The sequence below is a fragment of the Kitasatospora sp. NPDC058243 genome, assembly GCF_042882025.1.
In the GTDB taxonomy this organism is placed as follows: Bacteria; Actinomycetota; Actinomycetes; order Streptomycetales; family Streptomycetaceae; genus Kitasatospora.
Genome location: NZ_JBHVWW010000032.1, coordinates 24,851 through 50,849, shown reverse-complemented (window position 1 = coordinate 50,849; position 25,999 = coordinate 24,851). Strand labels below are relative to the sequence as shown.

General features: G+C 74.3%; 16 protein-coding genes. 6 read left to right on the top strand and 10 right to left on the bottom strand.

Annotation, left to right across the window (positions count from 1 at the left end):
* Window positions 1-79: 79 nt before the first annotated feature.
* Window positions 80-757 (bottom strand): TetR/AcrR family transcriptional regulator C-terminal domain-containing protein, encoded by a 678-nt coding sequence (locus tag ACFVX9_RS21590; protein ID WP_063346037.1) that lies wholly within the window; start codon window positions 755-757, stop codon window positions 80-82.
* 181 nt (window positions 758-938) lie between these two features.
* Between ACFVX9_RS21590 and ACFVX9_RS21585 the strand changes: the two genes are divergently transcribed.
* Window positions 939-2,588 carry an MFS transporter gene (locus ACFVX9_RS21585; RefSeq protein ID WP_380371094.1) on the top strand — a complete coding sequence of 550 codons (1,650 nt, stop codon included), beginning with the start codon at window positions 939-941 and terminating at the stop codon, window positions 2,586-2,588.
* Window positions 2,589-2,656: 68 nt separating this feature from the next.
* Here the strand turns inward: ACFVX9_RS21585 and ACFVX9_RS21580 are convergent, their stop codons facing one another.
* The 8 genes from ACFVX9_RS21580 to ACFVX9_RS21545 all read right to left on the bottom strand — a co-directional run bounded on the left by ACFVX9_RS21580 (window position 2,657) and on the right by ACFVX9_RS21545 (window position 14,030).
* Window positions 2,657-3,469, bottom strand: coding sequence for a 1-acyl-sn-glycerol-3-phosphate acyltransferase (locus ACFVX9_RS21580; protein WP_063346036.1), 813 nt, complete (start codon window positions 3,467-3,469; stop codon window positions 2,657-2,659).
* The gene (locus ACFVX9_RS21575) at window positions 3,466-4,302 is read right to left on the bottom strand and encodes a GNAT family N-acetyltransferase (RefSeq protein WP_380371091.1); all 837 of its coding nucleotides are present in this window, start codon (window positions 4,300-4,302) and stop codon (window positions 3,466-3,468) included. Before ACFVX9_RS21575 ends, ACFVX9_RS21580 begins: the two co-directional genes overlap by 4 nt.
* A 350-nt stretch (window positions 4,303-4,652) precedes the next feature.
* A complete protein-coding gene (locus ACFVX9_RS21570; RefSeq protein WP_380487450.1) occupies window positions 4,653-6,032 on the bottom strand; it encodes a serine hydrolase domain-containing protein in 1,380 nt (459 codons plus the stop codon).
* A gap of 245 nt (window positions 6,033-6,277) precedes the next feature.
* Window positions 6,278-7,642 (bottom strand): M1 family metallopeptidase, encoded by a 1,365-nt coding sequence (locus tag ACFVX9_RS21565; protein ID WP_380371087.1) that lies wholly within the window; start codon window positions 7,640-7,642, stop codon window positions 6,278-6,280.
* Window positions 7,639-11,589 (bottom strand): Pls/PosA family non-ribosomal peptide synthetase, encoded by a 3,951-nt coding sequence (locus ACFVX9_RS21560; RefSeq protein WP_387983038.1) that lies wholly within the window; start codon window positions 11,587-11,589, stop codon window positions 7,639-7,641. The genes ACFVX9_RS21565 and ACFVX9_RS21560 overlap by 4 nt, the downstream gene beginning before the upstream one ends.
* A 448-nt stretch (window positions 11,590-12,037) precedes the next feature.
* Window positions 12,038-12,904 carry an NmrA family NAD(P)-binding protein gene (locus ACFVX9_RS21555; RefSeq protein WP_387983036.1) on the bottom strand — a complete coding sequence of 289 codons (867 nt, stop codon included), beginning with the start codon at window positions 12,902-12,904 and terminating at the stop codon, window positions 12,038-12,040.
* The gene (locus tag ACFVX9_RS21550; RefSeq protein ID WP_363373078.1) at window positions 12,901-13,383 is read right to left on the bottom strand and encodes a hypothetical protein; all 483 of its coding nucleotides are present in this window, start codon (window positions 13,381-13,383) and stop codon (window positions 12,901-12,903) included. The genes ACFVX9_RS21555 and ACFVX9_RS21550 overlap by 4 nt, the downstream gene beginning before the upstream one ends.
* Window positions 13,384-13,508: 125 nt before the next feature.
* Window positions 13,509-14,030, bottom strand: coding sequence for a MarR family winged helix-turn-helix transcriptional regulator (locus ACFVX9_RS21545; protein ID WP_380371075.1), 522 nt, complete (start codon window positions 14,028-14,030; stop codon window positions 13,509-13,511).
* 377 nt (window positions 14,031-14,407) lie between these two features.
* Between ACFVX9_RS21545 and ACFVX9_RS21540 the strand changes: the two genes are divergently transcribed.
* From ACFVX9_RS21540 to ACFVX9_RS21530, 3 genes are all read left to right on the top strand, one after another.
* Window positions 14,408-16,027 (top strand): alpha/beta hydrolase, encoded by a 1,620-nt coding sequence (locus ACFVX9_RS21540; protein WP_387983034.1) that lies wholly within the window; start codon window positions 14,408-14,410, stop codon window positions 16,025-16,027.
* A gap of 498 nt (window positions 16,028-16,525) precedes the next feature.
* A complete protein-coding gene (locus tag ACFVX9_RS21535) occupies window positions 16,526-18,148 on the top strand; it encodes an FAD-binding protein (protein WP_079135336.1) in 1,623 nt (540 codons plus the stop codon).
* 57 nt (window positions 18,149-18,205) lie between these two features.
* The gene (locus ACFVX9_RS21530) at window positions 18,206-18,481 is read left to right on the top strand and encodes a hypothetical protein (protein WP_380483823.1); all 276 of its coding nucleotides are present in this window, start codon (window positions 18,206-18,208) and stop codon (window positions 18,479-18,481) included.
* 101 nt (window positions 18,482-18,582) lie between these two features.
* Here the strand turns inward: ACFVX9_RS21530 and ACFVX9_RS21525 are convergent, their stop codons facing one another.
* The gene (locus tag ACFVX9_RS21525; protein ID WP_363373087.1) at window positions 18,583-19,308 is read right to left on the bottom strand and encodes an ABC transporter ATP-binding protein; all 726 of its coding nucleotides are present in this window, start codon (window positions 19,306-19,308) and stop codon (window positions 18,583-18,585) included.
* 394 nt (window positions 19,309-19,702) lie between these two features.
* Here ACFVX9_RS21525 and ACFVX9_RS21520 point away from each other — a divergent pair, with 394 nt between their 5' ends.
* Window positions 19,703-23,068, top strand: a complete 3,366-nt coding sequence (locus ACFVX9_RS21520) for an FtsX-like permease family protein (RefSeq protein WP_387983032.1) — start codon at window positions 19,703-19,705, stop codon at window positions 23,066-23,068.
* The gene (locus tag ACFVX9_RS21515) at window positions 23,065-25,875 is read left to right on the top strand and encodes a hypothetical protein (RefSeq protein ID WP_387983030.1); all 2,811 of its coding nucleotides are present in this window, start codon (window positions 23,065-23,067) and stop codon (window positions 25,873-25,875) included. The genes ACFVX9_RS21520 and ACFVX9_RS21515 overlap by 4 nt, the downstream gene beginning before the upstream one ends.
* Window positions 25,876-25,999 lie beyond the last annotated feature (124 nt).

The following is a 25,999-nucleotide window of genomic DNA, read 5'->3' as shown; positions in this document are numbered from 1 at the left end:
CGGGAGCCCGCAGGCCGGGCCGCGGATTTTGGTCGGGCCCGGGGCGGGGCCCGGCCGGCCGGGCCCCGCCGTGGTGGGGTCAGCGCTGTTCGGCGGGCAGCAGGGTCGCGAGCCCGTCGAGGACGCGTTGCACGCAGAACTCGAAGCGGGTGTCCATGTCGGGTTCGGTGAGGTCGTCGGCCAGGGCGACGAGGTTGGGGAAGGTGTCGGCGGGCAGGGCGCGGAAGCGGTCGCCGGCGGCGTCGGCGATGTCCCGGCGGCTGGTGCCGAGGACTTCGGCGGCCGAGATCGGGGACTGTTCCTGGAGGACGAACCCCTGGACGAAGGCGCCCAGCAGGTAGGTGGCCATGGCGGCGTCGGCGTCGGAGAAGCCGGCCGCGCGGAGCCGGTCGAGCTGGTCCTCCATCAGGCCGAGCAGGTGGGGCCCGGGGGAGAGGCGGCCCGAGACGACCTTGGCGGCGTCGCGCTTGTCGAGCAGCAGCCGGCGGTAGCGCCAGCAGTAGGCGTGGAACTGCTCGCGCCACCCGCCCTCGCGCGGCGGGGGTTCGGCCGAGGCCATCACCGCGTCGGTGAGCAGGTCGAGCAGTTCCTGCTTGTTGCGGACGTGCCAGTACAGCGAGGCCGCCTTGACGCCGACCTCGGCGGCGACCTTGCGCATCGACAGCCCGTCGAGGCCGTCCCGTTCCAGTACCCGCAGCGCGGCCTGGGTCAGCGCGTCCCTGGTCAGCGGCGGTGTCGTGTCGTCGTTCTCCGGCATGGCTGTGCGGACGCCTCCAGCGGTCTCATCCGGTCTTCTCCGGTCGCGAGTCTCGCGGCGACTGTCCGTGGCGAGCGCCCGTGCGCGAGATCCCGCTTGCAATCTAACACCGTTAGGGGCACTCTGTGCGTGCCGCACCACTCCCTAACGATGTTAGGGACTAGGAATCGGGAGGGTTCCCATGCAGGAGTCGAGCGCCCGGCGCAAACGGCTCGCGCTACTGACGCTCTGCGTCACCATGTTCATGTCGATGCTGGACAACGTCATCGTCAACAACGCCCTGCCCCGCATCGGCCAGGACCTGGATGCCGGGATCAGCGGCCTGCAATGGGTCGTCGAGGGATACAGCCTCGTCTACGCCGGGTTCGTGCTGACCGGCGGCGCGCTCGGCGACCGGTACGGCCGCACCCGGATGTTCCGGCTCGGCCTCGCGCTGTTCACGGTCGGCTCCGCGCTCGCCGCGCTCGCCGGAACGATCGGCCTGCTGGTCGGCGCCCGGATGCTGCAAGGCGTCGGGGCCGCGCTGCTCACCCCGGGCAGCCTCGCCCTGCTGCGCCACGTCTTCACCGACGAGCGCGAGCGCGCCAAGGCCATCGGCCTCTGGTCCGGGGTCTCCGCGCTGGGCCTGTCGATCGGCCCTGTGGTCGGCGGGCCGATGGTCGAGCACCTCGGGTGGGCCAGCGTGTTCTGGATCAACGTGCCGATCGGCGTGGCCGCACTGGTGCTCGCCGCCCGCGTGCTCCCGGACATCCCCCCGCGTGCCCGGCGGATCGACCTCGGCGGCCTCGTCCTCTCCGCCGCGGGCCTCGGCCTGCTGGTCTACGCGCTGATCGAGGGGCCGACCCGCGGCTGGACGGACACCCGGGTGCTCCTCTGCGGAGCCGCGGCGCTCGTGCTGCTGGCCGCCTTCCTGGTGCTCGAACTGCGGCTCGCCGAACCGATGCTGGAGCTGCGGCTGTTCCGCGACGGCGCCCTCGGCGGTGCGCTGCTCAGCGGCTTCATGGTCAGCTTCGGGATCTTCGGCGCGCTCTTCTTCCTGCCGCTGCTGATGCAGGGCCCGCTCGGCTGGTCCCCGTCCGACGCCGGCTACGCCGGGCTGCCGATGACCGCGATGATCGTCGTCGCAGCCCCCCTCTCCGGCGGGCTGACCTCGCGGTACGGGCCCCGACTGCCGCTGGTGCTCGGTCTCGCGCTGTGCGCGGCGGGCCTCGGCGGGCTGTCCCTCTACGGCGAGCACGCCCACTACGTCGAGTACCTGTGGACCCTGTTCGCGATGGGCCTCGGGATGGGGATGACCTTCACCCCGGTGTCGATCGCGGTGCTCCAACGGGTCGCCCCGGCGCAGACCGGGATGGCCTCGGCGAGCATCAACACCCTGCGCGAGCTGGGCGGCGTCCTCGGGATCGCGGTGCTCGGCGCCGTGCTGACCAACCGGATGACCGGCAGCCTGACCGCCGCCCTGCACCGGCTCGGCGTGCCGCCGGACGCCGTCGGCCCGATCGCGGACGCGCCCGCCGGGGCGGGGCGCGGCGGTGGCGGCGCGGCCGCCGTGCTGCCCGGCCCGGTCCAGGACGCGGTGGACGGCGCCTTCATCGAGGGCCTCCACCTCGCGGCGCGCTGCGGTGCGGCCGCGCTCGCCGTCACCGCCGTCCTGGTCGCCGTCCTGCTGGGCCGGGCCCGCCCGCTCGCCCCGGGCGGCACCGGCCTCCCGGAATCGGCCCCCGACTCCGCGTCGGACCCGGGCTCCGACCCCGGCCCGAGCCCCGGCCCCGACCCCGACCTCGACCCGAGCCCCGGTCCGGAGCCGCTGGCCGAGGCCCGGCCGGTCTGACCGGTCTGACCGGTCAGACCGACCTGACCGACCTGACCGACCTGACCGGTCCGCGTGCCGACGCCACGTCAGCGGATGCCCTCGACCGCCGCCTGCGCCGTGCGGGCCAGCTCCCGGCGCGCCCCCGCCCGGGTGGCCTGCGGCGCGGGCGGCGGAATCGGCGGCAGGAACGTCACGTCGGCGACCAGCCCGCGCACCGCGACCACCCGGGCGAGCGAGGTGAGCAGTCCGTCGTCGCCGATGAAGGCGGGCACGCTGGTCGGCCGTCCGTCCGCCAGCCGGTAGCGGATCGTCACCGGCTGGACGAAGGCGCCCGCCTCCACCGCCGCCTGGAACAGTGCGGGCCGGAAGCGGCCGCTCTCCCGCCCGCACCAGGTGGACCCCTCCGGGAAGACGATCACCGGCTGGCCGGCGCGCAGCACCTCGGCCACCGCCGCCACGGTGTCGGGCAGCGCGCGCAGCCGGTCGCGGTCCAGGAACACCGTGCCGCCCCAGGCGATCAGCGGCCCGAGCACCGGCCACCGGCGGACCTCGGTCTTGGCCAGTGAGCGGCCCGGGCGGCCCGCCGCGATCAGCGGGATGTCCAGCCAGGACACGTGGTTGGCCACCACGAGCGTCCCGCCGCCGAGCGTGCCGCCCGGCGTCCCGAGGTGGACGGTGACCCCGAGGGTGTGCAACAGGACGCGCGCCCAGAGCCGGATCAGCCGCTCCCGGGTCCCGTACGGGAGGAGGCGCAGGGGCAGGCTGAGCAGCACGCCCGCCAGCACCGCCGCCAGGCAGGCCGCCAGCCGCAGCGCCCGCCGGGGGTGCGAGACGGCGGGCGCCGGGTCGGCCAGGCAGGTCTCGGGCCGGCAGGGGGCCGTCGGCAGCCAGACGCTCATGATGAGGCGCCGAGGGGCCGGGCGGGCAGTCCGGACAGGAAGTGCCGCAGGTAGCGCGGGTCGGTGCGCTCCAGGGACAGCAGCACGTACAGGTCGACGCAGTCGAAGTCCGGGTCGTACGCGGGCTCGCCGCAGACCCAGGCGCCGAGCCGCAGGTAGCCGCGGAGCAGGGCGGGCAGTGCGCCGCGCTCGGCGCGCGGCACGCCGGTGGCGTCCCAGCGGCGGCGCGGGGTGACCCGGTACTGCTCGGGGGCCAGGTACTTGGCGCTGACGGTGTCCCAGACCCGGGCCGCGGTGGCGCCGCCGTCGTCCAGGGGGATCGAGCAGCAGCCGCCGACCCAGGTGTTGCCGGTGTCGGAGAGGTACCGGGCGATGCCGCCCCACATCAGGTTGATGACGGCGCCGTTGCCCCGGTGGTCGGGGTGGATGCAGGAGCGGCCGAGTTCCACCAGGCCCGGGCGGACCGGCGCCAGGGCGGAGAGCTCGAACTCGCCGTCGGAGTAGAGCCGTCCGGCCCGCCGGGCGGCCTCGGGGCGCAGCAGCCGGTAGGTGCCGACGACGGCGCCGTGCTCGCCCTCGCGGACCAGGAGGTGGTCGCAGTACTCGTCGAAGGGGTCGACGTCCAGGCCGGCGACCGGGCTGTGCAGGACGGCGCCGAGCTCGGCGGCGAACACCTGGTGGCGCAGCCGCTGGGCGGCGCGCACGTCGTCGGCGTCGCGGGCGAGGGAGACGGTGTAGGCGGCCGGGGCCTGCGGCCGGCGGGGGGCGGGGACGGCGGGGGCGTCCTGGGTGGGGGCTACTGCGGTCGGAGTGTACGTGGGGACGGTGGTCATGGCGGACCCTCCAGGGCAGCACGATCGGCGGCGCCCTGGATCGCCAGGGCACCGGCCCGGCCCGCAGGCGTTGGGCCTGCACGCGAACCGGTCCCCGTATATCTCTCCGAGCCGGTTGGCATCCATGTTGCGGCGCGGCGGAGCGCAGATGTGCAACTGCTGAATGGGACCACCCGTCGCCTCCCGGTCATCTGCCGGGCACCGGGCGCTCGCCCGCCGGGGGTGGACAGCCCGGGCGCCTGTGCGCCCGGGCCGGCCACTCTCTCCGGGGATTCCCCTGGAACTCCCGCGGACGGGTGTGATGTTGCGCGCGGCCGGCGTGCTCCGAGAAGCGCGCGCCCCGACACGCCCTAGAAGGCCTGCCAGCCCTTCGGGTCGACGTCGCCCGGGATGACGGGTGCGGGGCCGTAGGGTTCGCGGGTGAGGATGAAGGAGCCGAGGTCCAGGTGGCTGACCGTGCCGTCGGCCGCCCGGACCACCCGCAGGGTCTCGCCCGTGTAGTAGTCGTCCAGTCCCGTCCAGGTGCCGTCCGGCTCGGCGCGGAAGCGGGAGCTGCGGGCTCCGCCGGTGAGCGAGGTCAGTTCGAGGCCGCGGTCGGCCCGCAGCCGCAGGGCCTGCGCCGAAGTGCCCCAGTACCAGGGGCCGGTGAGGGCCAGCAGCTCTTCGTCGACCTCGGGCAGCGGGCGCCAGGGCTCGGGCAGCCGGGGCTCGTGTTCGGCGGTCAGCGTGATCAACTGGGTGGCCACCAGGGTGGTGCCGGCGCCGGTGGTGGCGTTGGACAGGGCGATCGCGGCCAGGCCGTCCTCGTCGCTGACCCACAGTGCGGCGGTGAAGCCGGGCATCGAGCCGGTGTGGCCGTACAGCACCCGGCCTTCGTGGCGGCGCAGTTGCAGGCCGAGGCCGTATCCGGTGGTCCAGGTCGTGTTGTCGGGGCCGGTGGCGGGCCGGCGCATCTCGGCGAGCGAGTCGGCGGCGAGCACCTTGTCGTCCCCGGCGGCGAGGAAGGCCGCCCAGCGGGCCAGGTCGGCGACGGTGGACCAGAGCTGGCCGGCCGGGCCCATCAGGCCGGTGTCGGTGAGCGGTTCCGGCAGCATGACGTCGGCCCACGGGTGGACGGCGAAGCCTCCGGCGTGCGGGTGCTCGGGCAGCAGGGTGGTGCGGTCCATGCCGAGCGGGGCCAGCACCTCGCGCCGCAGCACCTCGCCCCAGGGCTCGCCGCGCAGCTGCTCGACCAGCGCGCCGAGCAGCGCGTAGCCGGGGTTGGAGTAGTGGTGGAGGCGCCCGGCCGGGTGCTTGATCGCGGCGCCGGGCTCCAGCAGGTCGTCCAGTCCGGGCCGCAGGGCGCCGTCGGTCCGCTCCCACCAGGGCCCGGGCGTCTCGGCGGCGAGTCCGGCGGTGTGGGCGAGCAGTTGCGCGATGGTCGCGCCGTCGGCCGGGGTGCCGGGCAGGTGGCGGGCGAGTGGGTCGGCGAGGTCGAGCAGGCCCTCGTCGCGCAGCCGCAGCACCAGCACGGCGACGAAGGTCTTGGTGAGCGAGCCGATCCGGTACTGGACGTCGGGGGTCGGCGCGTGTCCGTCGATCATGCTGCGGGCGCCGCTCCAGACCAGCCGGCCGTCCCGGACCACTCCGGCGGCCAGGGAGGGCGTGCGCCCTTCGGCCTGGGCGACGGCGATCCGGTGCAGTAGGGCGCGGCGGGTGGTCGGCAGCAGTTCGTCGGACTGATCGGTCATCTGATCCTCTGAATCCTTCGGCGCGGTCCGGCGGGGGAGGCCCGTCGGCGTGGTCTGCCACGAGGTCCGCCGGCGAGACCGTCGGCGAGGTCCGCAGGCGGGGGCCGCCGGTCGACACGGACGGGCGACAGACGAACCCAACCTAGCCAGGCCGCTCCGAAGGATCCACCCGTTATCTCCGCAAACGCCCCGCGATCGCGCCGCGAATGCCCCGTGAACGCCCCGCGATGTCGCCGCCGGTCCGGTCAGCCCGGCAGCGGCGGGAGTTCGGGCCGCTGCAGCCAGTCCTCGAAGACCGGGGCCAGCGGGGCGGTCGTGTACCGGGAGGCGTGCGCGAGCAGGTCGGCGGTGCCGACGACGCCGTGCCGGTGGACGCTCGTCCAGTCCCGCAGCATCGCGAAGAAGGCGTCCTCGCCCAGCGCCCGCCGCAGCGCGTGCACGGCCAGGCCGCCGCGCTGGTACAGCCGGTCGTCGAACATCAGCCTGCGGCCCGGGTCGGCGAGCCTGAGGTCCTGCGGGAGCCCGGCCAGCAGGCCGTGCGCGGCGGCGGCGTGGGTGGCCGCGGCCGGGCCGCCGGCGTGCTCGGACCACAACCACTCGGCGTACTTGGCGAAGCCCTCGTTGAGCCAGATGTGCCGCCAGTCGGCGATCGTCACGCTGTTGCCGAACCACTGGTGCGCCAGCTCGTGGGCGATCAGCCGCTCGCGCTGCCAGCCGCCGCCGAGGTGGTTCGTCCCGAAGGTGGCGACGCCCTGCGCCTCCACCGGGACGTCCAGTTCCTCGTCCGCGACGACCACCGCGTATTCGCCGAACGGGTACGGCCCGAACACCTCGCCGAAGTACGCCATCATCTCCGGCTGCCGGCCGAAGTCCCGGGTGAACGCGGGGACCAGCCGCTCCGGCACGTAGCCGGTCTGCGGCACGGCCGGGCGGGCCGCCAGCGGCACCGGCCGGTAGTGGCCGATCGACACCGTCACCAGGTACGGCGAGGTCGGCGCGCTCTGCTCGTACACCCAGGTGGTGCTGGACGCCCGGGTGGTGCGGGTCAGCAGCCGGCCGCTCGCCAGCACGGTGAACGGGGACGGCGTGGTGATCGCGATCTGGTAGGTCGCCTTGTCGGCGGGCCGGTCGTTGCACGGGAACCAGGACGGCGCGCCGATCGGCTGGCTGGCGACCAGCGAGCCGTCGGTCAGCTCCTCCCAGCCCAGGCCGCCCCACGGGCTGCGCACCGGGCGGGGGTTGCCGGTGTAGTGCACCTCGACGGTGAACGCCGCCCCCGCCGCCAGCGCCCTGGCCGGGCGGATCCGCAGCTTGCCGGCGCGGTGGGTGTAGCGGGCGGCCTTGCCGTCGACCAGCACCCGCCCGATCCGGAACTCGGCCAGGTCCAGCGCGAACTCGGCCAGCGCCGCGTCCGCCACGGCGCTCAGCCGGGCCGAGGCCGCCAGCCGGTTCGGCCCGGGCCGGTAGTCCAGCGCGAGCTCGTAGCGGTGGACCCGGTAGCGGTGGTCGCCGCTGGCCGGGAAGTACGGGTCGGGGGCGCCGGCGGCCGCCGGGACGTGCTTGGGGTTCACGGGGGCGGGCACTTCCTGCGGGCCGGGACGGGTGGTCATGACGTGGGCTGCCACGCCTCGATGGGGTTGCCCAGCCACCGCGTGTCGGCGGGGACGGACTCGGCGCGCATCACCAGCGAGGCCGGGCCCAGCGTGCTGCGCGCGCCCACCGTGCTGCCGGGCAGCACGATGCCGCCCGGGCCCAGGGTGGCGCCCTCGCGGAGGACCACAGTATCCATCCGCATGATCCGGTCGTGGAAGAGGTGCGTCTGCACCACGCAGCCCCGGTTGACGGTGACGCCGTCCCCGAGGGTGACCAGGTCCGCCTCCGGCAGCCAGTAGCTCTCGCACCAGACGCCGCGGCCGACCCGCGCGCCGAGCGCCCGCAGCCAGAGGTTCAGCACCGGCGTGCCCGGCACCGCGCCGACCAGCCACGGCACCGCCAGCACCTCGACGAAGGTGTCCGCGAGCTCGTTGCGCCACACGAAGCTGCTCCACAGCGGGTGCTCCACCGCCCGGAACCGGCCGACCAGCAGCCACTTCGCCGCCACCGCGACCAGGCAGGCCACCGTGCCGGCGCCCAGCAGCACCAGGCCCGAGAGCAGCGCGGCCACGCCCGCCGGCCAGGAGACGGACAGCCGGGACAGCACCGCGACGGTCAGCATGCCGAGCGCCCCCGAGGCGAGCACCGGCAGCAGCCGGGCCAGCTCGACCAGTCCGCGCGCCCAGAGCAGCCGGGCCGGCGGCTCGTAGGTCAGGCTCTGGTCGGCCTCGTCCGCCGCGCGCGGCAGCCGCATCGGCGGCATGCCCAGGTACGAGCCGCCCTTCTTGGCCTTCTCCGGCGTCGCCGACAGCACGCCCACCAGGCCCCGTTTGGGCACCGCCCGCCCCGGTGCGGTCATTCCCGAGTTCCCGAGGAACGCCCGCTCGCCGACCTTCGCCTCGCCGAGCCGCACCCAGCCGCCGCCCAGCTCGTACGGCGCGATCAGGGTGTCGTCCGCCAGGAACGCGCCGTCGCCGACGGTGGTCAGGCTGGGCAGCGCCAGCACCGTGGACACCTCCGCGCCCCGGCCGACCCTCATCCCGAGCGCCCGCAGCCACAGCGGCGTGACCAGCCCCGCGTACAGCGGGAACAGCACCTCCCGGGCCCGGTCCATCAGCTGGGTGACGGTCCACGCCTGCCAGCCGACCCGGCCGTGCAGCGGGTGCACCCCGGGGACCAGACCGCGGCTCAGCAACCGGACGGCGGCCACCAGCTGCGCCGCGTACACCGCGCCGTACGCCAGGGTGGCGGGCAGCAGGCCGAGCAGCGCGCCGCCGAACGCCGCGCCGAGGTCGTCGCCCTGGTGGACGAAACCGGCGAGGACCGCGAGCGCGGCCAGCGCGGGCGCCACCGGGAGCAGGCCGAGCGCCGTGCCGCTGGCGCCGTAGAGCGCGGCCCAGAACGCCCGGTGCGGCGGGCGCTCCTTGGGCCACGCCCGCTCGACGCGGCCCAGCTTGACGGCGGGCGCACCGCCCCAGCGCTGGCCGGTCGGCACCTGCCCGGTGACGCTGGAGCCGGGCAGCACCTGAGCGCGCTTGCCGACCCGGGCACCGGGCAGCAGGGTCGAGCGGGTGCCGACCACGGCGCCGGAGCCGACCTTGACCTGGCCGACCTCCAGCCGGTCGCCGTCCAGCCAGTAGCCGCACAGGTCCACCTCGGCCTCGACGGCGCAGCCCCGGCCCAGCTTCAGCATCCCGGTGACCGGCGGCAGCGAGTGCAGGTCCACCTCGGGCCCGACCTTGGCACCCAGCGCCCGCGCGTAGCGGACCAGCCAGGCACCGGACAGCGCGGTGGCGCCGCTGAGCTCGGCGAGCCGCTCGGCGGTCCAGAGCCGCAGGTGGATGGCGCCGCCGCGCGGATGGCTGCCCGGGCGCAGGCCGCGCAGCAGCAGCCGGGCGCCGCCGGCCGCGATCGCCAGCCGGCCCGCCGGGGTGTACAGCGCCAGGGCGCCCGCGCCGACCGCCCACCACGAGGCGGTGGGCGCCCACGGGTAGTCGCCGAGGTGGGAGAGCAGGTTGCCGGCGGCCAGCAGGGCGACCGTCCAGCGCAGGCCGACCACGGTGAACAGCGGGATCAGCAGGAGCAGTTGGAGCAGCTTGGCCCTGGTCGGCACCAGGGCGACGGTGCGGGCCTGGCCGCCCTGGGCGGCGGTGCGCTCCAGGTGCCGGGCGAGCTTGCGCAGCGTCGGGTGCTGGTAGACGTCCAGCACGGCGGCGTTCGGGTAGCGGGTGCGCAGCAGCGTGGTGAGCCGGGCGGCGGCCAGGCTGCCGCCGCCGATGCCGAAGAAGTCGTCGCGCGGGCCGCTCACCGCCACACCGAGGATCTCGGCCCACTGCTCGGCCAGCCAGGCCTCGGTGCCGTACAGCTGCTCGCTCGGCCCGGCGTTCTCCAGCTCGGGCAGCGGCCAGGGCAGCGCGGCCCGGTCGACCTTGCCGGAGGTGCGGGTGGGCAGGGTGTCGACCGGCGCGAGCAGCGGCACCAGGGCGGCCGGCAACTCGGCGCGCAGCCGCTCGACGGACTGCTCGCGGTCGAAGCCGTCCTGGACGACCAGGTAGCCGACCAGCAGCTGGTTGCCGCCGCGCGCGGTGCGGACGGCGGCGGCCGCGCCCGCCACGCCGGGCAGGGCCTGGAGCGCCGCGTCGACCTCGCCGAGTTCGATCCGGCGGCCGCCGAGCTTGATCTGCTCGTCGGTGCGGCCGAGGAACAGCAGGCCGGCCGGGTCGGCCTGGACCAGGTCGCCGCTGCGGTACGCGCGCTCCCAGCCGAGCGAGGCCAGCGGCGCGTACTTCTCGGCGTCCTTCTCCGGGTCCAGGTAGCGGGCCAGGCCGACCCCGCCGATCACCAGCTGGCCGGTGCCGCCGGCCGCGACCGGCTCGCCGGCCTCGTCGACCACGGCGAGGTCCCAGCCGTCCAGCGGCAGGCCGATCCGGACTGGGCCGTCGCCGGTCAGCAGCGCGGCGCAGGCGACCACGGTGGCCTCGGTGGGGCCGTAGGTGTTCCAGACCTCGCGGCCCTCGGTGACCAGCCGCTGCACCAGCTCCGGCGGGCAGGCCTCGCCGCCGAAGATCAGCAGCCGCACCTCGTTGAGCGCCTCGGCCGGCCAGAGCGCGGCCAGCGTCGGGACGGTGGAGACCACGGTGATCTCCTGCTCCGCCAGCCAGGGGCCGAGGTCGGCGCCGCTGCGCACCTGGGAGCGGGGGACGGGCACCAGGCAGGCGCCGTGGCGCCAGGCCAGCCACATCTCCTCGCAGGAGGCGTCGAAGGCCACCGACAGACCGGCCATCACCCGGTCGCCGGGGCCGATCGGCTCGTCCTGGAGGAAGAGCGCAGCCTCGGCGTCGACGAAGGCGGCGGCGTTGCGGTGGGTGACGGCCACGCCCTTGGGGCGGCCGGTGGAGCCGGAGGTGAAGATGATCCAGGCGTCGTCGGTCGGGGTGGGGCGGGGGTCCGCGGCCGCCTCGCCGGGGTGGGGCGCCGGGCGTTCGCGGTGGACGGTCAGCGCGCGGTCGGCGCCGAGCACCGCGGCGACGCCGGCCTCCCCGAAGACCAGCTGGGCACGCTCGTCCGGGTCCTCGGCGTCGACCGGCACGTAGGCGGCGCCGGCGGCGAGCACGGCGAGGATCGAGACGTACAGGTCGTTGGTGCCCGAGGGCACCCGCACGCCCACCCGGTCGCCCGGGCCGATCCCGGCGGCGGCCAGCCGGCGGCGCAGCTGCTCGACCTCGGAGGCCAGGGCGCGGTAGCCGAGCACGGTGCGCCCGTCGTCCAGGGCCGGTTCGTCGGGATGGGCGCGGACGGTGGCGTCCAGGACGTCGACCAGGGTGCGCGGTGCGGCGGCCGGACGGCCCGGGAAGAGGGCCTGCGGCGGTGGGGCCTGCGGCGGTGCAGCGTGGGGTGGCGTGGCTCGGGGAGGTGTGGCGTGGGGCGGTGTGGCGGACTGCTCCGTGCTCGGTTCAGCTGTCATGGCAGCCCGTACGCTCCTCGTCCTCGCCCCGTTCCGACTGATGCCCGGCCCTTCGGGGCGGTGGGAGCACTCGCCTGACGGGGTGACCCCACTCCGGGGCCGGAGCGGACAACCCGACTGATGGTAGCCCCGGGTGCGAGGCGCCGTACGGCCCGACACCTGGCCCAACTAGGCCGGAAATGGCCTGAGCTGACGTTGTGTCAGTCAACAACTGGATAGGCGTGGAAGTCATGTGACTGGATGTCAGTCGAATTGACGGATCGTCAGGACGAATTCTCGATCGTGATCCACGCCACAGGGAATGCTGCTCCCTTCGGGTGGCGGGCCCGGCTTCCCGGCCCGGTTCCGGCCCGGCCGCCGGGCCCGCCATGGTGTCGGAGCGCTGTCGGAGCGGTGTCCGAGAGGCGCCCGAATGACGCCCGGGTGGTGCCCGGGGGCGCCCGACCGGTCAGCGGAAGCAGTGCAGGTGCTCCTGGAGGAACGCCTCCAGGGTGCGCGGGGCGTGCCCGGTGAGGTGGGTGAGGGTGTCGTCGGGCGCCTCCCGGCGGACCACCGCGAGCTGCTGGATCTCCACCACGTGGGAGGCCAGCCAGGGCGGCATCCCGGCCCGCTCGACCAGATGGGCGTGCAGCCCGGCCGGGGGCAGGTCGAGGTAGCGGACCGGGCGGCCGAGCAACTCGCCGAGCAGCCCGGTGAGCTCCGGGTAGCTGTGCGCCCGGCCGCCGGTGAGCGGATACGTTCCGCCGGCGAGCTCCGGGCGGGTGAGCACCCCGGCCGCGGCGTCGCCGATGTCCCGGGCGTCGACGTAGTTGCAGCGGGCCTGGCCCAGGGCGCCGTGCACCACCCCGGCGGCGGCGATGCCGGGTGCCAGCAGCAACAGCTTCTGCATGAATGCGTACGGCCGCAGCACCGTCGCGGTGACGCCGGACGCGCGCAGGCGCTCCTCGATCAGGTGGTGGCCGCGCGAGACGGCCACGGGGGAGTCCGGTTCGGCTGCGGGTGCGGAGATCTTGACGATGTGCTCCACGCCGCTCTCGACCGCCGCGTCGATCGCGGCCAGCTCGTGCTCGACCTGGTGCGGGCCGTTGGCCATGGTGAGGAAGAGCTGGTGCGCGCCGCGGAAGGCAGCGCGCAGCGAGTCCGGGTCGGCGGCGTCGGCCGGGAGCGTCTCGGTCAGTGCGAGGGTCCGGTCGTCGAGTCCGGCCGCGAGGCGGGCGGGGTCGCGGCTGAGTGAGCGGCTCGGTGCACCGAGGGCGGCGAGGCTGCGCAGGGTGGCACCGCCGGTGGCGCCTCCGGCGCCCATGACGACGATCATGAGGTCTGTCCTTCCGGTCGGGTGGAGAGTCGGTGCTGCGGGGATCGGGGTCGGCGGCTGCCGCGCCAGCGCCAGGTGATCACGGTGGCCGCGATCGCCGACGAGACCGGCAGGTCGATCGGAAGGCGGCCGGGCCAGGGGCTGGTGGCGAGCCCGTGGATCTGCGGCAGCCAGTGCGCGGCCGCGAGGCCGACGGCGAGTGCGACGGCCGCGGCGGCCAGGCCGAGTGCGGGGGCCAGCAGTGCGCGCGGTGCCCGGCCGTCCGGGGAGCGGTTGGACCGGCGTCGCAGGGCGGAGCCGACCAGGGTGGCGACGACGGCCGAGGTGCCGCCGATCGTGGTGGCCGCGGCGATCATCAGCTGCGGCTGGTGCGTGACGGCCCCGCCGATGCCGGCCATCACGGCGGGCATCGCGTAGGCGACGAGGACCTCCCGCCACAGGGTGAAGGGGGGTGGTGCGCCGGGTGCTTTCTTGCTCATGGGCCTCTCCTGCGGAGGTGCTGGGGTGAAGGTGATTAGGTAGCTAACTATTTGTGCTTAGGTGCCTAACTATTGGGTCGTGAAGTCGGCGGGCCGCCTTGCGCGGCCCGCCGTTCTCGACCGGGTCAGTCCGCGGTCAGTGCGTCGGCGCCCTCGACCACCCTGGCCAGGAGGTCGAGGAAGGTGGCGCGCTCCTCGACCGAGAGCCCGCCGACCAGCGCCTGCATCCGGGCGAAGTGCTCGGGCGCCAGATCGCGCAGCCGCTGCGCGCCGCGTGCGGTGAGGACCACCACGTTGGCGCGGCCGTCCTCGACGGACGGGCGGCGGACCACGAGGCCCTCCCGCTCCAGGCCGTCCACCAGGCCGGTCACGGTCGCCCGCGAGACGCCGAGGCCGGCCGCGAGCTGGGAGGGCGACTTCTCGCCGCCGTGGTCCTCCAGATCGGCCAGCAGTCGGTAGCGGCCGGTGGAGAGCCCGAACCGGGCGAAGTGCACCTCCCCGGCCTGGCCGATCCGGGCGCCCGCCGCCATCAGCCGGGCCGCGACCAGGATCGCCTGCGGGTCGGCCGTGAGGCCGTAGCGGGCGATCTGGCGGCGTGCCTGGTCGAGGGTGGGGGCGCCGCTGTCGGCGTCGGGGCGTTGCGTCATGAAAGTAATATGGCGCCTCATCAGTTTCCCAGTCAAGTCGACCGTCCGGCGTTCGGTGGCGGCCGCGCTGCGCGGGGCGGCCGGGCGCCGGCGGCGGGCGGGTGTGTGGGCGGGTGCTCCGCCGGCTGTCGAGCGGCGCTCCGGGTGTCCGGCGCTCCGGGTGTCCGGGGGGCCGGGTGTCCGGAGGTCCGGAGGTCCGGAGGTCCGGGTTCCATGGTGACGAACCATCAGGTCAATCAACCGTCAAGTTGGTTCATTCACAGAATAATCCGGTCGCAAAATGGAAGCCATCGAAACATTTACGCTGCTTCCAGGTCTTCACATGGAGATCTCAGACTGACAGGCTGGGGCCGCCCTTTCAGTACTGAGGAGGTTCCTTGTCCCGTATATCCACGCTGGCCGGAGCGGTCACCTGCACCCTCGCCCTCGTCACCGGTAGTGCTGTCGCGGCGTCGGCGGCGCCGATAGACCTGGCGCCGGGTGCGGCGGCCGAGGCGAAGGTCGCCGCTGTCAACTGGACCCCGTGTAACCCCGACCCGAGCAAGCCGGACCCAGGCATCTACGACTGTGCCGTGTACCCGGTGCCGCTGGACTATGACAACCCGTCGGGTGAGAAGATCGGCATCGCCATGATGCGCCGGCGGGCGAGCGACCCGTCCAAGCGGATCGGCTCGCTGTTCCTCAACCCGGGCGGCCCGGGTGGTAGCGGCTACCTGTGGGCGACCACCACCCGATTCGGTACCGAGGTGCAGTCGCGCTTCGACCTGGTCGGCTTCGACCCCCGCGGCGTGGCCCGGAGCAACCCGCTCAAGTGCTTCAAGACCCAGGAGGACGCCGACGCGGTCAACGGCCGCATGGTCGGCGTGCCGGTCACCAAGGCCGAGATCAACGAGACGCTGGACGCGGACCAGGACTACACCGACGCGTGCAGCAAGAACGCCGGCCCGCTGATCGAGCACATGTCGACCATCAACGTGGTCCGTGACCTCGACCGGATGCGCCGCGCCGTCGGCGACTCCCAGCTCAACTTCGCCGGGTTCTCCTACGGCACCCTGATCGGCGCGACCTATGCCGGGATGTACCCGAACAAGGTGCGCACGATCATCGTCGACGGCAACGTCGACCCGAACCTGCGCCTGCACGACGGCCTGGAGTACGACCGTCAGCGGGCGGGCGGCTTCGAGCTGGCCCTGGACGAGTTCCTGAAGCGCTGCCAGGCCGCCGGCGCCCCGCGCTGCGCCTTCGGCGAGGGCGACACCCGGGCCAAGTTCGACCAGCTCCGCGACCACCTGCGGACCAGCCCGGTCACCCTGCCGAACGGCTCCCAGGTGACGCTGAGCACCTTCACCAGCGAGGTGGCCAGCGCGCTGTACTCGCAGGCCAAGCTGGCGCCGCTGGCCAAGTCGCTGCAGGCGACGTACCAGCTGGTCCAGAAGCCGGCCGCGAACACCCTGATGGCGCCGAAGGCGACCGTCTCGGACGACGACGCCAACATCCTCGCGGTGAACGCCCCGCGGGCGCTGCGCGAGGCCCCGGTCGACTCCGAGTACACCGCCGACGACTCCTACATGGGCGTCAACTGCCAGGACAAGCCGTACCCGTCGAACGACCGGGTCTTCCCGAACGTCGCCAAGGCCTGGGAGAAGGAGTCGCCGACCTTCGGCCGCTACCAGGCCTTCGACGCGCCCGCCTGCGCGAGCTGGCCGGCCCCGGCCCGGGACGCAGAGCGCTTCAGCGGCCCGTGGAACAAGAAGACCTCGAACACCGTCATGGTGATCGGCAACCTCTACGACCCGGCCACCCAGTACAAGTTCGCCCAGCGGATGCAGCAGCAGCTGGGCAACGCCGTGCTGGTCAGCGTGGACTCGATCGAGCACTGCGCCGTCGGCCGCAGCCAGGCGCTGAACGCGCTGGTCACCCGCTACCTGGTGGACGGCACCGCGCCGAAGCCGGGCCAACTGCTGAAGCCGGACGCGGCGATCTTCCCGGCGGCCTGACAGGGCTGAGCAGCCGGCCGGTGCCGGCCCGCAAGGCCTGCACGTCCCGCCGGGCCCGCCCGGCAGGACTGGCCGGGCGGCCCCAGGGGGCCTGAGGTACACGTGAACGGATGTGGTGGTCGGCGGCGCCGGCCACCACATCCGTGCTTTCCGGCCGAGCCCCCGGAGGACGGCGTGAACACGGATGGCCGTGCGAACGCGGACGACGGCGTGAGCGCGGATGACGGCGTGAACGGGAAATGCGGCGTGAATGCGACGGTGGATCGCCATCCGGCCCTCCTCGGAAACGATTTCTTCTCGGATTCTTCTCGGATGTCGGGGACCGTAGCCGATACCACTGACAATCGGCCGCCGGGCCCGCACCGGTCCGGGACCTGCGCTGATTCGCCGAAAATGACGTACTGTCACACTAGTTCGTTAAAGGATTCCCACCCTCGAATACCTGTGTTAGCGTGCCGCCGCCAGCTTCTCTCATCGCCGAGAAAGTGAGGTCGGGCCATGGAGGGCGCATTCTCCCGACGGGGATTCCTGGGCACCGCCGGTGCGGCGGCGGCCGGGGTGTCCGCCGGCTCGACGGGCACGGCGGCCGCGGCCGGTGCGCGCCGGGAGCCGCCGGAGGGGCGGTCGGTCCGGCCGGGCGATCCCCGCTACCGGACGCTCGGCCAGGGCTTCAACCAGCGCTGGCGCAGCAGCCCCGCCTACATCCGCCTGGTGGTCGACGAGGCGGACGCCGTGGGCGAGTTGAACCGGGCGCTGGACCACGGGCTGCGGCCGACCGTCCGCGGCGGCGGGCACTGCTACGAGGGCTTCGTCGACAACGACGGGGGCGTCATCCTCGACCTCGGCATGATGCGGGGTGTCGCCGCCGCCAGGGACAAGTTCGGCCACCCGACGTACTGCGTGGAGGGCGGGGCCACCAACTGGGACGTCTACACCACGCTCTTCCGCGCGTACGCGGTGACGCTGCCGGCCGGATCCTGCTACTCGGTCGGCGCGGGCGGGCACATCTGCGGCGGCGGGTTCGGCCTGCTCTCGCGGCGGCACGGGCTCACCGTGGACCACCTGGTCCAGGTCGACGTGGTCACCGTGCGGGGCGGTACCGCCGTGGTGACCAGGGCGCACCGCGACGACGGCGAGGGCTCCCCGGAGGCGGACCTCTTCTGGGCCCACACCGGAGGCGGCGGCGGGAACTTCGGGGTGGTGCTGCGCTACCACTTCGCGGTCGGCGTGCCGAAGCCGCCGCCCCGGGTCTGGCTCAGCAGCGTCGCCTGGCCCTGGGGCGAACTGGTGAAGCGGCCCGGCGACTTCGAGACCCTGGTGCGCAACTTCGGTGCCTTCATGGCCGAGCACAGCGGCCCGCAGGAGCCGACCTACCAGGGCCTGTTCGCGATCCTCAAGCTCACCCACCGTTCCAACGGGAACGTCGTCCTGGTGAGCCAGTGGGACGGTGACGACCCGGCGCCGCTCGACGCGTTCCTGGCGGCCGTCGAGCGCGGGATGGCGACGCGTTCGGTGGTCCAGACCCACAGCGCCGGCGGGCTGTTCCTGTCCTACCCGGAGAAGCGTCGCCAACTGCCCTGGTTCCAGGCCACCATGACGCTCAACCCGTCGGGTGACAACCAGCGCGGCAAGTACAAGTCGGCCTACCACCGCGAGCCGTTCAGTCGGGCGCAGATCGCCACCTTCTGGGACTGGCTGGTCCGGGACGTCGAGGGCGTGGACCTCACGAAGACGCTGGTGCAGATCGACTCCTACGGCTGCCGGATCAACACCCGCGGGCCCGGGGAGACCGCCGTCCCCCAGCGCGACTCGATCATGAAGCTCCAGTACCAGACGTACTGGACCGACGAGGCCCAGGACGCCGACCACCTGGCGTACCTCGCCGGGCTCTACCGGGACGTCTACCGGGAGACCGGTGGTGTCCCGGAGATCGACACCGCGACGGACGGCGCCTACGTCAACTACCCGGACGTCGACCTGGGCACGGCCGACCAGCCGGACCCGGCCTACCAACGGCTCTACTACAAGGGGAACTACCCGCGGTTGCAGCGCACCAAGGCGTACTGGGACGGCGCGGGGGTGTTCCACCACGCTCAGTCGATCACCCTCCCCGGGGCCTGACCGGGAGGGGGCCCGCCACCGGATGCGCGAGCCGCCGCAGGGGCGCAGGGTCGAGGTATGAGCGGAGTGGTCGTGCTGGTCGAGCTGGAGTCGTCCACGGAGGTGCTGGACGCGGGCGAGGTCGACGTGGGCGCGCGGATTCGCTGGGTGCACGCGGCGCCGCCGGATCCGGATGTGCCGGAGGATCCGGGGCCGGTGACCTTCTGCGGCCTCGACACGGCGGACCTCGAACGGGAGCCCTACCGCCCGGCCGGGCCCGGCGAGCCCTGGTACCCGCCGTCCCAGCGCACCCGGCGGTGCCGAGCCTGCGAGGCGGTGCTCAAGGTGCCCTGAACGGGCTCGCGGAGCGCGTCCGGATTCACCACCGGCCGCGCCCGACCGGACGGCCCGCCCGGATGGACGGGCCGGACGGGCCGGTCCACCCCGGGCCACCCTTACGCGGCCGGCTTCGCCGCCTCTTCGACGATCCGCCCGTCACGCAGCTCGATCACCCGGTCGGCGAGCTCCATCAGCGTCGGGTCGTGGGTGGCGACCACCACGGTGACGCCCTCGCTGCGGACGACGGCGCGCAGCAGCTGCATGATCGAGCGGCCGGTCTCCGAGTCCAGCTGGCCGGTCGGCTCGTCGGCGATGATCAGGCCGGGCTCGTTGGCCAGCGCGCGGGCGATGGCGACGCGCTGCTGCTGGCCGCCGGAGAGCTCGCCGGGCCGCTGGTTGGCCTGGTCGGCGAGGCCGACCAGGGCCAGCAGGGTGTGCGCGCGCTCCTCGCGTTCGGCGGCCGAGACCTTGCGCAGCCGCATCGGCACGCCGACGTTCTCGGCGGCGGTGAGCATCGGGATCAGCCCGAAGGACTGGAAGACGAAGCCGATCCGCTCCCGCCGCAGGGCGAGCCGGCCGTCCTCGTTCAGCGCGGCGAGGTCGGTGCCGTCCAGGGCGATGCTGCCGGCGGTCGGGGCGTCCAGGCCGCCGACGAGGTTGAGCAGGGTGGTCTTGCCGGAGCCGGACCGGCCCTTGAGCGCGGCGAGTTCGCCGCGGCCGACGGTGAAGGAGACGCCGCGCAGCGCGTGCACGGTCCGCTCGCCGGTGCCGAAGCTGCGTCGGAGGTCGGTCACGGCCACCATCGGGGTGTTGGTGGTGGCGGTGGCCTGAGGCTGCGTCATTGAGGCTTCCCCCTGTGTGTGTCTACCCAGTGTCTACGGACGGGCGGCGCCACGGGTTCACGGTTTCGGGCGGCGATTTCCGGGGTGCGGGTCGGCGTTCCCAAAGGCGTGCTGTGGAGCCTTAGTTATGAAATGTTCATGGCATTCTGGCGGGCGCCCGAAGTGGGGGAGCTGCCAATGCAAGGAATTTGCTCATTACTTACTTGTTAGCGCAAGTCCCTTCCGTTCCTGGATCGAATCTGACAGAGTCGTCCGCTATCCGGTGATCAAATGCCGGTGATCATTGCGTCGATGTGCCCTAAGTGTGTCTATTCGTAGCCGAGTTGTGACCAAATCGGATCGATGGACCGGGCTGGGACGCAACCTGGGGACGTAAAGACCGGGGAGGAACTTGATGCTCGGCTTCGTCGTGCGCCGACTGCGTGGGCGACTGCCGCTGGCTGCCGCCGTGCTGCTCGCAGTGCTGATCACCACGGCCGTGCTGACCGCGCTGGTGGCGTTCAACCGCAGTGTCGGCGAGGCCGGTCTGCGGCAGGCGCTCCAGGGGACAGGCCACGCCCGGACCACGGTCGTGGTGACCGCCGAACACGGGCTCGACCAGCGTGCGAAGGACGAGGCGGAGCTCGCCGCCTACCGCGGCAGGCTCTTCGGAGACCTGTCCGTGCGCACCGACAGCCTGCTGCGCAGCCGCTCCTACGGCTTGCCGGACGGCGCCGGCGCCACCGGCACTACCAGGACCGGCGGCACTGCCGGCACCAGCGGCACTACCGGGACCAGCGGCGCCCCCGGGTCCGCGGTCCCCGGAGCCGGGGCCCAGCCCGACCTGACGGTCCTCGCCGACCTCGACCGAGACCGGACCCACCTGCTCGCCGGCGCGTGGCCCGCCGCGGCCTCCGGCCCGGTCCAGACCGCCGCCCCGCAGGTCGCCGTCCCGCAGACCATGCTGGCCCGGCTCGGCCTCACCGACCAGGCCCTGCCCGCGGATGTGCAGCTGGCGGACCGCCTCGACGGCAAGCCGCTGACCGTCCGCGTCACCGGCGTCTACCGGGCCGTCGACCCGGCCGACGCGTACTGGCGCATCGACCCGGTCCGCGGTCACGAGGTGGAGGTCAGCGGCTTCACCACCTACGGCCCGATGCTGGTCGACCAGAGCGCCTTCACCACCGCCGGATTGGTGCAGAGCAGCCGCAGCTGGCTGCTCGACGCCGACTTCACGGGCATCGGCCAGTCCTCGGCGGAGGCCATGGGCGACCGCGCCCAGGGCCTCGCCGATGACCTGCAGTCCCGCGCCAGCATCGGTTCAAGGACCGAACTGCCCGACATCCTGCGCGAGTTGTCCTCCAGCATGATGGTCGCCCGGACCACCCTGCTGATCGGCGCCCTCCAGCTGGCCGTGCTCGCCGTCGCAGCGCTGCTGCTGGTCGTCAACCTGATCGCGACCCGGCAGACGGCCGAGAACGAGCTGCTCGCCGCCCGCGGCGCCTCCGGCGCCCGGCTCGGCTTCTTCACCGCGACGGAGTCGCTGCTGCTCGCCCTGCCCGCCGCGCTGCTGGCCCCCCTGCTGACTCCGTTCCTGGTCCGCGCCCTGGCCGGCTTCGGGAGCGACCACCAGGTGCCCCTGGACACCGGCATCAGCTGGTCGCTCTGGCCGATCGCCGTGCTCTGCGCCTTCGCCTGCGTCCTGCTGGCCAGCCTGCCCAGCCTGCTGCGCGGCGCCGGAGCCGCCCTGCGCAGTCGCTCCGGCCGCCGTCAGGCCCTGGTCTCCGGCGTCGCGCGCAACGGCGGCGACCTCGTCGTGCTCGCCCTGGCCGTGCTCGCCTACCAGCAGCTCAGCCAGTACGGCGGTGGGCTGTCCACCGACTCCTCCGGCCGGCTCGGCGTGGACCTGCTGCTGGTGGCCACCCCGACCCTGGCGCTCTGCGCCGGCACCCTGGTGGTGCTGCGCCTGCTGCCGCTCGCCGCCCGGCTCGGCGCCCGGGTGGCCGCCCGCGGCCGCGGCCTCGGCCCGGCCCTGGTGGGCTGGCAGCTGGCCCGTCGGCCCGCCCGCGCCACCGGCCCCGTGCTGCTGCTCGTGATGGCCGTGGCCACCGGCGTGCTGGCGCTCGGCCAGCACGCCACCTGGACCGCCTCCCAGCGTGACCAGGCCGCCTTCAACACGGGCGGCGGCCTGCGGATCTCCGCCTCGCACAACGCCCTGATGGGCCAGGGCGGCCGCTACGGCGCGCTGCCCGGCGGTGACCGGATCGTCCCGGTGGTGCGCGAGGACCAGTCCCTGCCCAACGACAAGGGCCAACTGCTCGCCGTGGACACCTCCGCCTTCGCCGAGCGCGTCCCGGTCCGCGCCGACCTGCTCGGCGGGCGCACCCGCGAGGACCTGTTCGGGTCGCTCGCCCAGCCCGCCCCCACCGGGCCGCCGGCCGGCCTGGAACTGCCCGGCCACCCGCTGCGGATCGACGCGGAGGTCACCGTCCAGCAGCCGGAGCAGCAGGCCGGGACGCCCGGCGGCAGTACCCGTCCGTCGCTTCACCCGGAGGCCAGGTTGCTGCTGCGCGACCGCTTCGGCATGATCCACAAGGTCTCGCTGGGCACGCTCCCGCTGACCGGCGACGCCAAGGTCTCGGCCTCGCTGACCACGCTGGTCGACGCCCCGCTCGGCTCGGCCGCCGCGCCGTTGACCGTGGTCGGCGTGATCGTCGCCTTCGGCGACCGGTCCAACGGCGAGCTGACCGTCCACCGGCTGTCCGTCTCCGACAGCGCCGACGGCCCCGCGACCGCCGTCCAGGTGCCGGCCGGCTTCGGCTGGACGGCGACGGCGCCCCCCGTCCGGGCCGTCGGCGACGTGGTGCCCGGGCCGGCCGCCGTCCTCGGATCCGAACCGACCGGCGCCGACCGCCTGTTCACCATCCGCTACCGCTTCGCCAACGGCCTCGGCGACATGGTCCGCGCCGTGCTCCAGCCGACCGGGACGAGCGTGCCGGACACCGTGTCCGGCATCGCCACCCGCGACTACCTGAAGGTCGTCGGCGGCTCCGTCGGCGACACCATCAAGGTGCCGTTCTCCGGGATCGTCCTGCCGGTCAAGATCACCGCCGTGGTCGACGCCCTGCCGGCGGCCGGCCCCAACGCGCTCCTGGTCGACCTCTCCACCACGGCCCGGCTGCTGGCCGCACAGGGCGGCGAACTGCCCAACCGCGCCGAGTGGTGGCTGCCCGCCACCGGCCCCGGCGACCGGACCCCCGCGGAGGCCGCCGCCGCCCTGCGCGCCGCCCCCGGCACCCAGGACGTCCAGCTCTACGAGGAGGCCGCCGAGGCCCTCCTCGGCGACCCGGTCGGCGCCGCCCCGCAGAGCGCGCTCATGGTCATCGCGGTCGTCACCGGGGTGCTCGCCGCGATCGGCTTCGGCGCCGCCGTGGCCGCCTCCGCCCGCGAACGCTCCCGGGACTCCGCCCTGCTGCTCGCCCTGGGCGCCCGCCGCAAGCAGGTGACCCGCACCATGGCCGCCGAACAGGCCCTCCTGGTCGCCCTCGGCGGGGCCGTCGGGCTGGGCCTCGGAACGCTGCTCGTCCACCTGATCGTGCCGTTCGTCGTGCTGACGCCGGCCGCCCGCCGCCCGACGCCCGGGGCGCTGATCGAGCTGCCGTTCGGCCAGGCCCTGCTGCTCACGGCCGCGATCGCCGTCGTTCCCCTGCTCTCGGCCTTCCTGATCGGACGCCGCCGTCGAGACGTGGCCGCCCGGCTGCGCCACGTGGAGGAGATGTGACCACCAAGGCCGGCACCACCGTGCCCACCCCGTCGCCCGAGCCCGCGCCCGCCCACGGCCCCGCGCCCTGGGTCCGCACCCGGCTGCGCGCGACGCCGCTGGCCACCCTGCTCATGGCGGCGCTCGCCTTCGTCACCGTGTTCATGGCGGCGGCCTTCCCCCGCGTCGTCGACCGGGGCGCGGACAGCGCCCTGCGGGACTTCGTGCACCAGAAGGGCGTCAACGCGACCAGCCTGCAGGCCACCTCCGAGCCGAACCTGAGCGACCCGGCCTCGGCCCTCGACGACGTGCAGCAGAAGCTGACCGCGGAGATCGGCCGGAACCTGCCGCTCACCGAGACCAGCCAGCTCTACGGCAGCCGGGCCAAGTCCCCGCGCAAGATGTTCAACGAGGGCTACGCCCGTGTCTCCGACCATCCGCCGGTGCTCGGCCTGCTGTACCTGCACGGGCTCAAGGAGCTCGTGACCCTCACCGACGGCGTCTGGCCGGGCCCCGCGGCCGAGGGCGCACCCCTGCCGATGATCATCAGCCAGAAGGCCGCCGAGACCATCGGCGTCAAGCTCGGTGACGTCGTCGACAACGGCAGCGACCTGACCGGCCGGACCCGGTCCACCGTGGTCGGCTTCTACCGCGTCAACAACCCCACCGACCCGACCTGGGACGACGTGGGCTGTCCCGCCCGCGCCTGCCTGGAGGGCCAGGGCGCGGAGCTCCACTGGGCGACCACCGGTTTCGTCACCGACAGCGGCCTGCACCAGCTGATCCTCTGGGGCAACGGCGGCGTGAACTTCTGGCGGCTGCCCGTCGACTCCGCCGCCCTGCGCGCCGACCAGCTGGCCGAGACCCGCGCCACCGTCGGCTCCTTCCTGGTCGGGCGCGGCGCCACCACCCTCGCCGACGTGACCAAGCGCCCGGACCTGCACGTCACCTCGCTCCTGCCCGACATCTTCACCCGGGCCACCGCCCGCTACGACGCCGCGGCCCCGCTGGCCGCGATCGGACCGGCCGGAGTGGCCGGGGTGGCCGTCGTGGTGCTGTGCCTCGCCGCGGCCCTCACCGCCGACCGGCGCACCGCCGAACTCCGGCTGCTCCAGGCCCGCGGCGGCTCGCGCGGCGGCATCCTGCTGCGCCTGCTCGGCGAGGGCGCGGCGACCGTGCTGCCCTCCGCCCTGCTCGGAACGGCCCTCGCCCTGGTGCTGCTGCCCACCCCCCGGTGGGGCAACGCCCTGCTCACCGCCCTGGCCGTCGCCCTGATCGCCGTGCTGGCCTTCCCGGCGCGCGCCGCCGTACTGCTGTCCCCGCCGAAGGCCGTGGCCGGCTGGCGCCGACTCGTCGGCGAACTCGCCGTCCTGGCCGTCACCGCCGCGGCCGTGGCCGAGGTCCGCCGCCGCGGCGTCGCCCCCGGCAACAGCCTGGATCCGTTGCTGGTGGCCGCCCCGCTGATGCTCGCCCTCACCGGCGGCCTGCTGCTGGCCCGGATCCAGCCGCTGGTGGTCGGCTGGCTGGCCGCCCTCGCCGGGCGCGGCCGCGGCCTGATCGGCTTCCTCGGCCTGGCCCGTGCCGCCCGCGACAGCTCGGGCCGCCGCCGGCCCTCCGCGCTGCCGCTGCTCGCCCTGGTGATCGCCGTCACCACGACCGGCTTCGGCGCCACCGTGCTCGACACCGTGGACAGCGTCCGGCTGCGCGCCGCCCGGATCACCACCGGCGGCGACGCCTCCGTCTCCCTCCCGGTCTACGCCACCCTGCCGGAGGCGTTCACCACGGCGGCCGCCGAACTGCCCGGCGTGCGGGCCGCGACCGGGGTCTGGGTCGAGCCCGGGGCCTCCTTCATCGGCACGGGCGGCGACCGCACCGCGGCCATCCTCGTGGTGGCCGAGCCGAAGGCCTACGCCGAGATCGCCCGGACCTTCGGGGTGGGCGAGTTCGACCCGGCAGCGCTCGCCGGGACCCCGGGCGGCCCGGACAGCCCGGTGCCGGCGCTGTTCAGCAGCGGTCTGTCCAAGCAGCTGACCGATGGCCCGGCCCGGCTGCGCACCCCCAACGGGGGCGAACTGCGCGCCACCGTCGCCGGGATCGTCACCGGCACCCCCGCCCTGCCCGACCCGGGCAAGCCGTTCATGGTCGTGCCCGTCGGGCCCGCCTCCGAGCGCCTTCCGGAGCTCAAGCGGACCAACAAGTGGCTCTCCGTCGGCGACGTCGACGCCGGCCAGGTCAGGAACCTGCTGCTGGACCAGGGCCTGACCACCGCCACGGGCCTCGCCAAGCTGATCCGGGACGAGGCCGTGGCCGCCGGCAAGGGCAGCTACGGGCTGCCCCCCGGGTACACGGTCCGCAGCAGCCACGAGGTGGCCGCCACGCTCGCCGCCGACCCGCTGCAGCGCTCCGCGGAACGCCTGTTCTGGTACTCGGGCGCCGCCGGCGCCGGGTTCGCCCTGCTCGCCGTCCTGCTGACCCTGGTGCGGGCCGCCCCCGAGCGCACGGCCCTGCTGGCCCGACTGCGCACCATGGGCCTGCGGCCCCGGCAGGGGCTGGCGCTGATCATCGCCGAGACGCTGCCGCAGACCCTGGTGGCGGCCGTCGGCGGCGGGCTGGTCGCGCTGGCGGCGGTCGGACTGCTCGGGTCGGCCTTCGACCTGTCGGCGCTGGTCGGCGCCAACGTCGGCGACGCGTTGACCCCCGTCCTGCTGCCGGTGCTGCTGCCCACGGCGGGCCTGGCGCTGGTGGTCTGCCTCGGGGTGGTCCTGGAGACGGCCGTCTCCGGCCGGCGCCAGATCGCCACCGAACTGCGGGCGGGGGACCAGCGGTGAGGGCGGGAGGAGCGGTACGGGCCGTGACACCGGCGCCGGCCGCCGGAACAGTGGGGACCGTCAAGGTCGTCGAGATATTCAGGACCGTCAGGACCTTCAGGACCTTCAGGACCGTCAGGACCTC

What these genes read in the sequence shown, in the direction of transcription:
- ACFVX9_RS21590 (WP_063346037.1), bottom strand. Translation starts at nt 757, where the DNA reads ATGCCGGAGAACGACGACACGACACCGCCGCTGACCAGGGACGCGCTG.
- ACFVX9_RS21585 (WP_380371094.1), top strand. Translation starts at nt 939, where the DNA reads ATGCAGGAGTCGAGCGCCCGGCGCAAACGGCTCGCGCTACTGACGCTC.
- ACFVX9_RS21580 (WP_063346036.1), bottom strand. Translation starts at nt 3,469, where the DNA reads ATGAGCGTCTGGCTGCCGACGGCCCCCTGCCGGCCCGAGACCTGCCTG.
- ACFVX9_RS21575 (WP_380371091.1), bottom strand. Translation starts at nt 4,302, where the DNA reads ATGACCACCGTCCCCACGTACACTCCGACCGCAGTAGCCCCCACCCAG.
- ACFVX9_RS21570 (WP_380487450.1), bottom strand. Translation starts at nt 6,032, where the DNA reads ATGACCGATCAGTCCGACGAACTGCTGCCGACCACCCGCCGCGCCCTA.
- ACFVX9_RS21565 (WP_380371087.1), bottom strand. Translation starts at nt 7,642, where the DNA reads ATGACCACCCGTCCCGGCCCGCAGGAAGTGCCCGCCCCCGTGAACCCC.
- ACFVX9_RS21560 (WP_387983038.1), bottom strand. Translation starts at nt 11,589, where the DNA reads ATGACAGCTGAACCGAGCACGGAGCAGTCCGCCACACCGCCCCACGCC.
- ACFVX9_RS21555 (WP_387983036.1), bottom strand. Translation starts at nt 12,904, where the DNA reads ATGATCGTCGTCATGGGCGCCGGAGGCGCCACCGGCGGTGCCACCCTG.
- ACFVX9_RS21550 (WP_363373078.1), bottom strand. Translation starts at nt 13,383, where the DNA reads ATGAGCAAGAAAGCACCCGGCGCACCACCCCCCTTCACCCTGTGGCGG.
- ACFVX9_RS21545 (WP_380371075.1), bottom strand. Translation starts at nt 14,030, where the DNA reads ATGACGCAACGCCCCGACGCCGACAGCGGCGCCCCCACCCTCGACCAG.
- ACFVX9_RS21535 (WP_079135336.1), top strand. Translation starts at nt 16,526, where the DNA reads ATGGAGGGCGCATTCTCCCGACGGGGATTCCTGGGCACCGCCGGTGCG.
- ACFVX9_RS21530 (WP_380483823.1), top strand. Translation starts at nt 18,206, where the DNA reads ATGAGCGGAGTGGTCGTGCTGGTCGAGCTGGAGTCGTCCACGGAGGTG.
- ACFVX9_RS21525 (WP_363373087.1), bottom strand. Translation starts at nt 19,308, where the DNA reads ATGACGCAGCCTCAGGCCACCGCCACCACCAACACCCCGATGGTGGCC.
- ACFVX9_RS21520 (WP_387983032.1), top strand. Translation starts at nt 19,703, where the DNA reads ATGCTCGGCTTCGTCGTGCGCCGACTGCGTGGGCGACTGCCGCTGGCT.